This window comes from Streptomyces soli (assembly GCF_003999195.1).
Taxonomy (GTDB): Bacteria; Actinomycetota; Actinomycetes; order Streptomycetales; family Streptomycetaceae; genus Actinacidiphila; species Actinacidiphila soli.
In genome coordinates, this window is sequence record NZ_RJVR01000076.1 from 1 (window position 1) to 12080 (window position 12080).

Consider the following 12080-nt stretch of genomic DNA (forward strand, 5'->3'; position numbering starts at 1 on the left):
CGCGCCTGCGAGGGCTACGGCGGAGGTGGTCAGCAGCCAGGTGGCAAAGCGGGGCTCCAGGCGTTCGGCGAACGGCCGGGCGGCCAGAGCTGCGAGCACGGGGAAGAGCAGCGGCAGGTAGACGGCGAGGCGCATCGGGCCGGCTCCCTATTGCCCGGGGTCGAGGTCGGCGCCGAGGAGCCGGCGCAGCAGTTGCTCGTCATCGGTGGACAGGTCGTCGACGAAGCGGGTGAGGACGCTTTCGCGGTCGGGGCCGGCGTCCAGGGCCTGGCGCATCGTGCGGGCGGCGAGGCCGGGGGCGTCGGCGACGGGGGTGTAGGTGTGGGCGCGGCCGTGCTTGGCGCGGGTGAGCAGGCCCTTGACGTGCAGGCGGGACAGGATCGTCACCACGGTGGTGTGGGCGAGGTCGCCGCCCAGTTGCTCCATGACCTGCGCCGCGGTCATCCCCCGGCCGGCTGCCTGGAGTACGGCGAGGACCTCGGCCTCCAGGGTCCCAGGGGCCCGGCGCCCGTCCGGGGGTCCTGCGGGGGCATCAGGGTTCACGGCTTGGAGACCTTCCGTTCATCGTCTACAGTCCTGTAGAAATTCTACGACTTTGTAGAAGTCGCGTGCTGCTCCGAGTGTGCCATGCCCCGGCACTCCGGGCACCGCCGACCCCGTCACCGCGCCGCGGCCACCTGGCCGCCACCGCACCGATCCGTTCTCGGGAGACCCCACCGCATGACACCCTCCATGCTGGCGCTGCCCGGCCCGCTGTCCGCCTTCGACGGCCCCTCCTTCGACGGCGACTGGTACACCGAGGTCACCGACCTCGCCCGCCGCACCACCTGGGCCAACGGCGCCGTCGACGCCTACACCACCTACGGCGTGCTGCTCTTTGGTGTCCTGCTCGCCGCGGCCTGGTGGTCCGCACGCCGCACCGGCGGCCGGGCCATGGCCGCCACCTTGTGCGCGCCGATCACCATCGCCGCCGCCCTCGCCGTGAACGCCGCGCTCAAAAGCGTGGTCGCCGAGGCCCGCCCCTGCCGGGCCCTGCCCCACGCATTCACCGTGGAACCCTGCCCCGCCGCGAGCGACTACTCCTTCCCGAGCAACCACTCCGCCATGGCCGGCGCGGTCGCAATGGCGGTGCTGCTGATCAACTGGCGCCTCGGCGTACTCGCCGCCGCTGCCGCGCTGCTGATGGCCGCCTCCCGGGTATACGTCGGCGTCCACTACCCCCACGACGTCATCATCGGCCTGGCCGTCGGCACCACCGTCGTCCTGGCCGGCTACGCCGCTCTGCGCAACATCGCACTGCGGCTACTGAACACACTCACCCGCACACCCCTGCGACCACTGCTCACCGCCACCGCCACCGCGCCCGCCGTAGCGAACTGACCGGCAGGATCCGCGCTGCGGATCGACCGCCGCAGCAAGGAGGTGTGCACTACCCCGGCAGCAGGCCGTGCCGGGCCAGCAGTGCTCCGGCTTCGGCCGCCCACCGCGACGATGCCCACCGCGAGGACTGCGGCCGATATCACGGTCGCCCCCGCCGCGATCATCCAGCGCGGTGGCGTCCACCGTGGCCGATCCGGGCAGCTGCTGAGAATCTCCCCCATGCGCGCAGTCTTCTCGCTTCTTGACGGGCAGCCGTACGGCACCAGCCGGAAACCGCCCCACCGATGGGTTGTCCAGCCTTTAGGCGGCTGCGACACCCCGGAGGGGTATATTGAGCGCTCCTCCGGGTCTCCCCGCTCTCTCCCCGGGAGCACGGCGAACGGAAAGCGCAGGTGGAGGCCATGGCGATACGGACAGCGCGCAGCGGCACGGTCCGCTGGGCGCGTGGCGCAGTCATCGCCCTGTTGGCCGCGCTCGCCGTGCTTGTCCATCATGAGATAGCCGCTGGCGCGTTCTCCTCCATGCAGACCTCCATGCCCGGGATGCAGATGCCGGGCATGGAGGCGTCCGCGGCCACGTTGCCAATGGGCCCCTCCGCGGCTGACACGGAGATGGTGGGCGCGGATTCAGCCGCGCACAGTAGCGACGACGGTGCCTGCGCCGCCGGCATGCAGCACTGCGCCACCGCGAGCGTCGACACGATGAAGCTCATCACGCCGCCTCAGGGCTACGCGGAGCGCCTTCCGAATCCGTACGGCGCGGTCGTCGGCTCGGTGACCTCAGGGGTTGTCGGCCGGGCGCCGCCGGACCTTTCTGTCCTTTCTCAACTGCGCATATAGGCCGCGCTGACGGCACCCGTGTGCCGTCTCCACCCGGCCGCAAGCGCACCTGAGAAAGAGGAACCAAACGTGAACGCCATCAACCGCCGCTCCATCCTGCTCGCCGGGCTCGGTGCCGCAGGCGCCGGAGCACTCGCCGCCTGTAGCAGTTCCGGCGGCTCGGGCAGTACCCCTGCCCTCATCAGCCCTTCCGGCGCGGAAGTCGCCAGTACCGAGAAGAAGCGCACGAGCACCGGCAAGGAGCACAAGCTCACCCTCACCGCGACCTCCGCCATGGTCGACCTGGGCGGCGGTCTCATGCCCATGAGCTGGGCCTTCCAGGGCCAGGTCCCGGGCAAGGAGATCAGGGTCACTGCCGGTGACACGGTCGTGGCCGAGCTGTCCAACCAGCTGCCGAACAAGACCACCACCTCGATTCACTGGCACGGGGTGGCCCTGCGCAACGACATGGACGGCGTACCGCCCGCCACCCAGGCCGCCGTACGGGCGGCCAGCAACTTCACCTACCGCTTCATCGCCGCCGACCCGGGTACGTACTTCTTCCACCCGCACGTCGGCGTCCAGCTCGACCGCGGGCTGTATGGCCCGCTGATCGTCGAGGACCCGAAGGAGCCGCTGTCGTACGACGACGAGTGGGTGGTCGTCCTCGACGACTGGCTCGACGGCATCACCGGCACCCCCGACGAGGTCTTCGCCGAGCTCAAGCATGGCATGGGCAGCATGACCGGAATGGACATGGGCAGCCCCAGCCCCAGCCCCAGCAGCTCGTCGAGCAGCAGCATGAACATGGGGGACATGGGCGGCATGGACATGGGAGGTGGCTCTCCCTCCCCGTCCGCCTCGTCGGGCGGCATGTCGATGAAGTTCATGCTCACCGGTGCCAAGAGCGATCTGCTCGGCGGCGACGCCGGCGACGTGAAGTACCCGTACCACCTGGTCAATGGCCGCGTTCCGATCGACCCGGACGTTTACACCGGCAAGCCGGGCAAGAAGGTGCGGCTGCGGATCATCAACGCCGGCTCCGACACCGCCTACCGCATGGCGCTCGGCGGCCACAAGCTGACCATCACGCACACCGACGGCTACCCGGTCGACCAACAGGAGGTCGACGCGCTGCTGATCGGCATGGGCGAGCGCTATGACGTCCTGGTCACCCTCGGCGACGGCGTCTTCCCGCTGGTCGCCCTCGCCGAAGGCAAGGACCAGACCGGCATGGCCGGGGTTCGTACCGGCTCGGGCAGCGCGCCGTCCGCTACCGTCCGCCCTGCCGAGCTCAAGGGCATGATCATGACGGCGTCCCAGCTCAGTGCGGCCGCCAACGTACAGCTGAAGTCCGCCAAGACCGATGTGACGCACCAGATCAAGGTCACCGGCGGCATGGAGAAGTACAACTGGGCCATCAACGGCACGCAGTTCGACATGAACAACCCGACCGCCAATCCCCTGCGGATTCGGGAGGGCCAGCGGGTGCGGCTGGACTTCGTCAACGACACCACCATGTGGCACCCCATGCACCTCCACGGCCACACCTACCAACTCGGTCACTCCGGCCCGCGCAAAGACACCGCGATCGTGCTGCCCAAGAAGAAGCTGTCGGTGTTCTTCGACGCCGACAACCCGGGGGAGTGGCTGCTGCACTGCCACAACGCTTACCACGGTGAGGCCGGAATGATGGCACTCGTCGCCTACCAGAGCTGACCACAACCGAAAAGGCGTCAATAACTCCCATATCGTAATCATTCGGTTACTGTCGGTGGCGTGCCGCAGGATGTGGAGACGGGGTCGCGACAGCGAGGCTTCCTGGTCGCTCTGCTCGTGGGCCTGGCCCTCGTCGCCGCGGCCCACGTGCTCGCCTGTGCCGCCCACGCTTCCGACGGCCACCACGGTCCGGCCACCGTCTCGGTGTCGTCCGCCACCGTGGAGAGCGAGGAGTGCCCCGGAGAAGGCGCGGCGCACAGCCACACACCGGATGACGACCACGACTGCTGCACCCCGGCGGGGCATGCATGCTACGGCCCGGTGCGGACCGAGCCGGTGTCCCTCCTCATGCTGTTGCTCGGCCTCGCCGCCCTGGGCTGGGCCGTGCCGTACGAGCGGCGTGCCCTCCTCGGCACCGGTGCCCGCCGGGCGGGCGCGCCGCCACCCCGGCCCGGCCTCCAACTGCTCCGACTGGCCTGCGTCAGCCGTACGTGAGACGGCTCCGCCCGCACCGCCGCGCCTCGCGGCCGGGTGGGCGTGCCGCCCATACGCGTACCGCATCTGACCGACGGCCCCGGCGAGGGCCGTGGAAGGACCAGGCCATGACCACCGCTCTGCGCGGTATCTCCACCCATGATGTACGAGCCTTCGTCGCCGCTCATGAACTGCCCGAACCAGCCGGGACCCCCTGCCGCTCGCCTGCCGGAATGGTGGGCAACACTCCCGTGCTGTGGATCGGCGAGCCCTTCAACCCGGCCGGGCGCGGCTTCTGGGCGAAGCTGGAGGGCGCCAACCCCGGAGGTATCAAGGACCGGCCGGGACTGCACATGGTCGCCGCCGCCCGATCCCGCGGTGAACTCGCGTCGGGGGCGCCGATCGTGGAGTCGACCAGCGGCACGCTGGGCCTCGGCCTGGCGCTGGCCGGCATCACGTACGGCCATCCAGTGACACTGGTCGCCGACCCCGGGCTGGAGCCGCTGCTGGTGCACCAGCTCCAGGCGTACGGCGCCCGGGTGGAGGTGGTGGCCGAGCCGCACTCGGTCGGCGGCTGGCAGCAGGCACGCAGGGACCGGGTCCGCGCGCTGCTGGACCGGCAGCCGGGAGCGTGGTGCCCGGACCAGTATCACAACCCGGACAACCCGGCCGCCTACGCCGCCCTCGGGCTCGAACTGGCCGTCCGGCTCGGCCAGGTGGACATCCTGGTCGCGGCCGTCGGCACCGGCGGCCACTCGGCCGGGATCGCCCGGGCGCTGCGCGCCTTCTCGCCCGGGCTGCGGCTGGCCGGCGTCGACTCGGTCCGCTCCACGGTCTTCGGCCAGCCCGCCGGCCCCCGGCTGATGCGCGGCCTCGGCAGCAGCATCCATCCACGCAACGTCGACCACGCCGCCTTCGACGAGGCACACTGGGTCGCCCCGGCAGAGGCGGTGTGGGCGGCGCGCCGGCTGGCCCGGCACCACTATGCGAGCGGCGGCTGGAGTGTCGGCGCGGTCGCGCTGGTCGCCGGCTGGCTGGCCCGTACGCATCCGCCGACCACCCGGATCGCGGCAGTCTTCCCCGACGGGATCCACCGCTACTGGAACACCGTCTACAACGACGATTACTGCCGCACCCACGACCTGCTCGGACAGCGGCCCGCCGACGACCCCGACGAGATCGCCCACCCCGGCGAGCGGGTGGTGGAACGCTGGACCCGCTGCGTGAACCTCACGGAAGGTGCGCGGTGAAGGATCTCACCCGGCAGTTCCGCTCCTTCGACGGCAGCGTACGGCTGCTGATGATCCAGCAGTTCACCATCAACACCGCCTTCTACATGCTCATGCCCTACCTCGCCGTCCATCTCGCGGACGGCCTGGGCATGGCCGCCTGGGCCGTCGGACTGGTCCTGGGGGTGCGCAACTTCTCCCAGCAGGGCATGTTCCTGCTCGGCGGCACCCTGGCCGACCGGCTCGGCTGCAAGCGCATGATCGTCGCCGGGTGCGTACTGCGCACAGCCGGCTTCGGCCTGCTCGGCTTCGTCCAGACCCTGACCGCCCTGATCGTCGCCTCCGCGATGACCGGCTTTGCCGGGGCATTGTTCAACCCGGCGGTACGGGCCTACCTGGCCCGCGAGGCGGGCGAGCGGCGGGTGGAGGCCTTCGCCCTGTTCAACGTCTTCTACCAGGTGGGCATGCTCGTCGGACCGCTGATCGGACTGGCGCTGATCGCGCTCGACTTCCGCGCGGTGTGCACCGTCGCCGCCCTGCTGTTCCTCGGCCTGACGGCAGTACAGATCCGCGCCCTGCCCGACCGCCGCGACGCCAAGCCCGCCCGGGCGGGGGCCCGCGGCGTACTCGCGGACTGGCGGACGGTCGTGGCCAACCGTCCGTTCCTGCTTTTTTCCGCAGCGATGATCGGCTCGTACGTCCTGTCCTTCCAGATCTATCTGGCCCTGCCGTTGCAGGCGCATCGCGCCTCCCCCGGCAGCGGCAACGGTGTCACCACCGTGCTGTTCGCGGTCTCCGCCGGCGTCGCGGCCGCCGGTCAACTTCGGATCACGGCCTGGGCGCGGGCGCGCTGGTCACCGCAGCGAGCCATCGTCTACGGGATCGGACTGATGGGCGCGGCATTCGCACCCTTGCTACTGGCGGGCGCCCCATCCCAGGGCGGCGGCCCGGCCGCCCGCACGGCTGCACTGGCCCCGCTCCTCCTCGCCGCCGGGCTCCTGGCGCTGGGCACGGCGCTGGTCTACCCCTTCGAGATGGACACGGTGGTCTCACTGTCCGGCGGCCAACTGATCGCCACCCACTACGGCCTGTACAACACCGTCTCCGGCATCGGCATCACACTCGGCAACCTGGCAACCGGAGCGGTATGGGACGCCTCCGCCGACCACCCGCGGCTGCCCTGGCTGGCGCTGAGCGCGGTGGGCGCGACCTGCGCCGCAGCGGTCGCGGCCCTGGCCCGTACAGGTCGGCTGTGCCCCAACGGGGGCCGGCCGGTGGGGGAGGCCGCAGCCACGCGCTGACCTCCGGCCGAGTCGCCACGTGGCCTGTGGCCGCCCCCGCGCACCGCCAAGGGCAGGCAGGGCTACGACTTACGCCCTCGGGTTCTCGCTGTGGCGGCACTTTGAGGGTTTCAGGGCAGGGGGCCCTCGTCGCCTACCAGGCCTGATCGTTTACGCGCACATGGCGTCCGGACGGTGAGGGCATGTTGCTTCCCGCTGGCGCTCGTCCATGGGGCGATCCGTCGACCAGCGTCAATGAGCGAACACCGGCCCTTGGGCGGGGTCAGGCTTGCCGGCGGGGAGCAGGAAGGCGCTGGCGGCCGCTGTCACCGCGGCGATGACGACGCAGGCGGTGAAGGCGTTGCCGAAGCCGGTGACGCCGGCCGTGCCTGCGCCGCCTTCGAGGCTGGTGCCTGCGATGGTGGCGATCACCGCGACGCCGAGGGTGGCCCCGAGCTCATGGGAGGTGCTCACCAAACCTGAAGCGAGGCCCATGTCCTGATGAGGGAGCCCGGTCATGCCGGCGGTGGTCGCGGTGACGAAGACGGCGCCGAGACCGAGCGAAAGCAGGGCAAAGCCGGGGACCAGGCCGGTCCACACACTGCTCTCCCGGGACAACCCGGTAAGCAGAGCAGCCCCGACCGCGGCAAGGACGAAGCTGCTGATGCCGACGGGGCGCCAGCCGAGGCGGCCGATGGCCCGGGAGCCGAGGTGGGCACCGATGGTGATGGCCACCGCGATGGGCAAGAAGACCAGGCCCGTCTTGAGCGGGCTGTAGCCGAGCACGTGTTGGACGTAGAACGAGCTGAGGAAGAACGTCGAGATCAGCAGCCCGGACGCGGCGAGCATAACCAGGATTCCGCCGACGAGCGTACGGCGGGCCAGGAGGGCAAGGCGCACGAGCGGCTCACGGACCGTGCGTTCCACCGCCACGAAGACCGCGGCGGAGAGTACGGCGACCGCCAACGGGATCCACACGGATGCGGCGTCGAAGCCGTGGTCGCGTGCCTGGACTAGGCCGAAGATCAGCAGGGCCGGAGCCGCGATGAGGGTGAGCGCGCCGGGAAGGTCGAGCGGGGTCCGCATGTGGGACGGGCCGGTCATGGATCGAGCGTCGCCAAGCAGGACAGGGACGCCGAAGAGCGCGAGGAGCCCAACGGGGACGTTGATGAAGAAGATCCATTCCCAGCCGGGTCCGGACACTAGTACACCACCGAGCAGGACCCCGACCGCCGACCCCGCACCGCCGATCGCGGCCCAGATGCCGAGGGCCTTGTTGCGGTCCGGGCCGCGAAAGAGCGTGGTGACGATGGCCATGGCGGCGGGTGAGAGCAGGGCGGCGCCGATTCCCTGGGCGGAGCGGGCGGCGATCAGCATGCCACCGTTCACCGCCAGGCCGGAGGCGATCGACGCCGCGGTGAACACGATCAGCCCGGCGAGGAACATGCGCAGCTTCCCGGCCGCGTCCGCGAGCCGTCCGCCGAGCAGGAGCAGGCTGCCGAAGAAGAGAGTGTACGCAGTGACGACCCAGGTGAGGGCGGCGCCGCCCAGGGAGAGCTCCGCGCCGATGGTGGGCAGCGCGACGTTGATCACTGTCACGTCCGCTATGAGCATGAACTGGGCGAGGGACAGCAGGCCCAGCAACCGCCAGTGGTGCGGCGGCACGGGCGAGGTGTCATGGCTGGAGGCTTCGCCGTCGTGACGTGGCTGCGGAGGGTGCGGTTCGGTTGGCGGCGCACCATGTCGCTGATCCATCTCGAACTCCTATCTTGAACAGTGATGTAAAGATTAGGTTCGAGGCGCGCTCGCTGTAAAGTGAACAGCACTGTTAAGAATCGGAAGCCAGGAAGGCCGTCATGCCGGATCCAGCCAGCACGCCGACCAAGCGGCGTGCCGACGCCGAGCGCAACGTCACCGCGATCCTCGACGCCGCCCTGGAGTGCTTCGGCCGCAGCCCCGACGCACCCATGACGGAGGTCGCCAAGGCCGCCGGCGTCAGCCGCGTGACCCTCTACGCCCACTTCACCTCCCGCGAGGCCCTGCTGGACGCGCTCCTGCAGCGCACCATCGCAGAGATCGACGCCGCACTCGAAGCCGCCGACCTCGACCACGGCCCACCACAAGAGGCCGTTGCCCGGCTCATGCACGCCCCTTGGCTGCTAGTGCGCTTCCGCGGCCTGTACGCCGCAGCCGTACGCCACCTGGGTGCTGAGCATGTGCACCACCGCCACGATCCGGTCCTCGCCCGCATCGACCGGCTGATCGCCCGCGGCCAGGACGAGGGCGCCTTCCGTACAGACCTGCCCCGCCACTGGCTCGGCACCGCTGTCTACAACCTCGCCCACGCCGTCATCGCCGAGGTCAAGGAAGGCCACCTCACCGCCGAGGAGGCTCCCGCTGTGGTGACGGCCAGCCTGATCAGCCTTCTCGGACCCGCCTGACATCTGGCGATTGCGGCTGCCACTTCGAAGTCGAAGGCCTGTAGGCCCAGATGTTGTTGCCGCCCTCGTCGATCAACCGGCCCAACCATGGGCATGTAGGTGCCCGCCGTGGTGCAAGTGTTGGGCCTGGGGGGCTGCTTCCCCGTCCGTGGGCGACGGGGTGACCGCGTCGGCCTGGGGGTGCAGTCCCGCCAGAGTGACGGTGACGAGTCGGTGAACCGCCGCCTGGGACGGCAGGCTGCTGGCTGCCGCGAGGGCGTGGAGGCAGTAGGTCGCGAGTTCGTCGGGAGCGACATCACCCCGGAGGGTGCCGGACTCGGCCCCCTCGGCCAGGAGGTCCCGGATCATGTCGTGGAGTTGCTGATGCGCTCGGGCGACGTGGTCGCCTCGGTGCAGGAAAGCTCCGAGTTCGCTGCTGTGGTGTCCGTGGTGCTCGTGGGAGATGAACGCGTAGGCCCGGAGTACTGCTTCGAGTTGCTCGCCGGCGTCCCCGGCTCGGTCGCGGACTTCGATGAGGTGGGCGAGGTGGCTGGTGATCTGGCGTTCGTGCCAGGCGAGCAGGATCGCTTCGACGTCGGAGAAGTACTTGTACAGCGTCGCCCGTCCGATGCCTGCCTTCTCGGCGATCTGCGACATGGTCACCGACAGCAGACCGTGCTCGGCGGCCAGCGCCGCAGTGGTGTCCAGGATGGCGTCGCGCACGTCGCGGCGGTGGGCCTCGATGGTCTCGTTCCACAGTTTGGGCACGGCCACAGTGTACGTGACGACGATGCCGTGACACTTTGATTTGGCAGTAGACAGAATGTCTCGCAAACTCATACCGTCGTGAACGCCGTGACATCACGCCGACAGAACGAGGACTCGCCATGACCGACTTGCCCCCTGCCCCCGACTCCCGCGGCACCACCGGCGTGGGGCCCGGCCGCGGACCGGCCCCGATCACACCGCGCTGGGTGAAGGTGTCCGGCATCATCGCCGGCGTCCTGGTCGTGGCGTTTGTCGTCATGCATATCGCCGGCGGTGGCATGGGGGGCCACCACTGATGCCCCTGACGCCGCGCCTCCGCAAAGCCTCGCTCGCCGCGCATGTCGCGACCTCGGTCGGCTGGCTCGGGGCGGTCGCCGTCTTCCTGGCTCTCGCCATCGCGGGTCTGACCAGCCAGGACGGTCAGATGGTGCGTGCCGCGTATCTCGTGATGGGGTTGACCGGCTGGTTCGTCATCGTCCCGTTGTGCTTCGCTTCGCTGCTGACCGGGCTTGCCTTGTCCTTGGGCACCACGTGGGGCCTGTTCCGGCACTACTGGGTCCTGGCGAAACTGCTGATGACCGTTCCTGCCACTTTCGTCCTGCTGGTGCACATGCAGCCGATCGACCACATCGCGGGCGTAGCGGCGAAGGCGTCGTTGTCCGGTGCCGAACTGCATGGACTGCGGATCCAGCTTGTGGTCCAGGCGGGCGCCGCCCTGCTGGTGCTGCTCGTGGCTACGGTGCTGTCGGTGTACAAGCCGAAGGGCATGACCCGGTACGGGTGGCGTAGGCAGAACGAGCAGCGCACGGCGTCAGCAGTCATGGCCGAGATGACGACGGCATAGGCAGGGGCGGGCCCGGCACCGAAGATCAGTGCCGGGCCCCAGCGTGCGAGGCAGTGTCACCCAGCGGCGCGGAAGCCGCGCAGGCGCAGGCTGTTGCCGACGACGAAGACCGACGAGAAGGCCATCGCGGCACCCGCGATCATCGGGTTGAGCAGCCCCGCGGCGGCGAGCGGAAGGGCGGCGACGTTGTAGCCGAAGGCCCAGAAGAGGTTGCCCTTGATGGTGCCGAGGGTTCGCCGGGAGAGCCGGATGGCGTCGGCGGCGACGCGCAGGTCGCCGCGGACGAGGGTGAGGTCGCCGGCCTCGATGGCGGCGTCGGTGCCGGTGCCCATGGCCAGGCCCAGGTCGGCCTGGGCGAGGGCGGCGGCGTCGTTGACCCCGTCGCCGACCATGGCGACGATGCGGCCCTCGGCCTGGAGCTGCTTGACCACCTCGACCTTGTCCTCCGGCATGACCTCGGCGATGACCTGGTCGATGCCGACCTCGGCGGCGACGGCATCCGCCACTGCCTGGTTGTCGCCGGTGAGCAGGATTGGGGTCAGGCCGAGCGACCGGAACCGCCGGATCGCCTCGGCGCTGGTCGGCTTGACCGCGTCGGCGACCTCCAGGACCGCGCGGGCCTCGCCGTCCCAGGCGACCGCGATCGCCGTACGTCCCTTGGCCTCCGCCTCGGCCTTGGCGGCGGCCAGTGCGTCCGGAAGCGCCATCGCCCACTCGGCCAGCAGCTTCTCGCGGCCCACGAGGACGGCGTGCCCCTCGACGACACCCTGGACGCCCAGTCCGGGGACGCCTGCGAAGTCCTCCGGCACGGGCAGCGGGCCCACCCGCTCGGCGGCACCGGCGGCGACGGCCTGGGCGATGGGGTGCTCGGAGGCGTGCTCCAGGGCCCCGGCCAGCCGCAGCACCTCGTCCTTGTCCTGGCCGTCGGCAAGGTGGACGTCGAGCAGGGTCATTCTGCCGGTGGTGACGGTGCCGGTCTTGTCGAGCACGATGGTGTCGACCTTGCGGGTGGACTCCAGCACCTCCGGGCCCTTGATCAGGATGCCGAGTTGGGCGCCGCGGCCGGTGCCGACCAGCAGTGCGGTCGGGGTGGCCAGGCCCAGGGCGCAGGGGCAGGCGATGATCAGCACGGCGACGGCGGCGGTGAA

General features: G+C 70.2%; 13 protein-coding genes. 9 read left to right on the plus strand and 4 right to left on the minus strand.

Annotated elements, in window-relative coordinates; genetic code table 11:
* Positions 1-147 precede the first annotated feature (147 nt).
* The gene (locus tag EFK10_RS05985; RefSeq protein WP_127354710.1) at positions 148-543 is read right to left on the minus strand and encodes a BlaI/MecI/CopY family transcriptional regulator; all 396 of its coding nucleotides are present in this window, start codon (positions 541-543) and stop codon (positions 148-150) included.
* 177 nt (positions 544-720) lie between these two features.
* On the opposite strand from EFK10_RS05985, the gene EFK10_RS05990 reads away from it, so the two are divergent.
* The 6 genes from EFK10_RS05990 to EFK10_RS06015 all read left to right on the plus strand — a co-directional run bounded on the left by EFK10_RS05990 (position 721) and on the right by EFK10_RS06015 (position 6921).
* Complete coding sequence (locus EFK10_RS05990; RefSeq protein WP_240677020.1) at positions 721-1380, plus strand: phosphatase PAP2 family protein; 660 nt, start codon at positions 721-723, stop codon at positions 1378-1380.
* Between the two features lie 401 nt (positions 1381-1781).
* Positions 1782-2219 (plus strand): DUF6153 family protein, encoded by a 438-nt coding sequence (locus EFK10_RS05995; protein WP_127354711.1) that lies wholly within the window; start codon positions 1782-1784, stop codon positions 2217-2219.
* A 69-nt stretch (positions 2220-2288) separates the two neighbouring features.
* Positions 2289-3917 (plus strand): multicopper oxidase family protein, encoded by a 1629-nt coding sequence (locus EFK10_RS06000; RefSeq protein WP_127354712.1) that lies wholly within the window; start codon positions 2289-2291, stop codon positions 3915-3917.
* A gap of 60 nt (positions 3918-3977) precedes the next feature.
* Positions 3978-4412 carry a hypothetical protein gene (locus tag EFK10_RS06005; protein ID WP_127354713.1) on the plus strand — a complete coding sequence of 145 codons (435 nt, stop codon included), beginning with the start codon at positions 3978-3980 and terminating at the stop codon, positions 4410-4412.
* Between the two features lie 107 nt (positions 4413-4519).
* A complete protein-coding gene (locus tag EFK10_RS06010) occupies positions 4520-5641 on the plus strand; it encodes a PLP-dependent cysteine synthase family protein (protein ID WP_127354714.1) in 1122 nt (373 codons plus the stop codon).
* Complete coding sequence (locus tag EFK10_RS06015; protein ID WP_206305318.1) at positions 5638-6921, plus strand: MFS transporter; 1284 nt, start codon at positions 5638-5640, stop codon at positions 6919-6921. Before EFK10_RS06010 ends, EFK10_RS06015 begins: the two co-directional genes overlap by 4 nt.
* 231 nt (positions 6922-7152) lie before the next feature.
* On the opposite strand, the gene EFK10_RS06020 is transcribed toward EFK10_RS06015, so the two are convergent.
* Complete coding sequence (locus EFK10_RS06020) at positions 7153-8655, minus strand: MFS transporter (RefSeq protein ID WP_127354715.1); 1503 nt, start codon at positions 8653-8655, stop codon at positions 7153-7155.
* Between the two features lie 101 nt (positions 8656-8756).
* On the opposite strand from EFK10_RS06020, the gene EFK10_RS06025 reads away from it, so the two are divergent.
* Positions 8757-9341: a TetR/AcrR family transcriptional regulator gene (locus tag EFK10_RS06025; RefSeq protein WP_127354716.1), complete on the plus strand. Its 585-nt coding sequence runs from the start codon at positions 8757-8759 to the stop codon at positions 9339-9341.
* Between the two features lie 72 nt (positions 9342-9413).
* Here EFK10_RS06025 and EFK10_RS06030 read toward each other — a convergent pair whose 3' ends face one another.
* Positions 9414-10088 (minus strand): TetR/AcrR family transcriptional regulator, encoded by a 675-nt coding sequence (locus tag EFK10_RS06030; protein WP_127354717.1) that lies wholly within the window; start codon positions 10086-10088, stop codon positions 9414-9416.
* A gap of 119 nt (positions 10089-10207) precedes the next feature.
* Between EFK10_RS06030 and EFK10_RS47045 the strand changes: the two genes are divergently transcribed.
* Positions 10208-10384 carry a hypothetical protein gene (locus EFK10_RS47045; protein WP_164835844.1) on the plus strand — a complete coding sequence of 59 codons (177 nt, stop codon included), beginning with the start codon at positions 10208-10210 and terminating at the stop codon, positions 10382-10384.
* Positions 10384-10932 (plus strand): hypothetical protein, encoded by a 549-nt coding sequence (locus tag EFK10_RS06035; protein ID WP_127354718.1) that lies wholly within the window; start codon positions 10384-10386, stop codon positions 10930-10932. The genes EFK10_RS47045 and EFK10_RS06035 overlap by 1 nt, the downstream gene beginning before the upstream one ends.
* Before the next feature lie 56 nt (positions 10933-10988).
* On the opposite strand, the gene EFK10_RS06040 is transcribed toward EFK10_RS06035, so the two are convergent.
* The coding region (locus EFK10_RS06040; RefSeq protein ID WP_127354719.1) for a heavy metal translocating P-type ATPase at positions 10989-12080 on the minus strand (1092 nt) is incomplete at its 5' end.

What these genes read in the sequence shown, in the direction of transcription:
- EFK10_RS05990 (WP_240677020.1), top strand. Translation starts at nt 721, where the DNA reads ATGACACCCTCCATGCTGGCGCTGCCCGGCCCGCTGTCCGCCTTCGAC.
- EFK10_RS05995 (WP_127354711.1), top strand. Translation starts at nt 1,782, where the DNA reads ATGGCGATACGGACAGCGCGCAGCGGCACGGTCCGCTGGGCGCGTGGC.
- EFK10_RS06010 (WP_127354714.1), top strand. Translation starts at nt 4,520, where the DNA reads ATGACCACCGCTCTGCGCGGTATCTCCACCCATGATGTACGAGCCTTC.
- EFK10_RS06020 (WP_127354715.1), bottom strand. Translation starts at nt 8,655, where the DNA reads ATGGATCAGCGACATGGTGCGCCGCCAACCGAACCGCACCCTCCGCAG.
- EFK10_RS06025 (WP_127354716.1), top strand. Translation starts at nt 8,757, where the DNA reads ATGCCGGATCCAGCCAGCACGCCGACCAAGCGGCGTGCCGACGCCGAG.
- EFK10_RS47045 (WP_164835844.1), top strand. Translation starts at nt 10,208, where the DNA reads ATGACCGACTTGCCCCCTGCCCCCGACTCCCGCGGCACCACCGGCGTG.
- EFK10_RS06035 (WP_127354718.1), top strand. Translation starts at nt 10,384, where the DNA reads ATGCCCCTGACGCCGCGCCTCCGCAAAGCCTCGCTCGCCGCGCATGTC.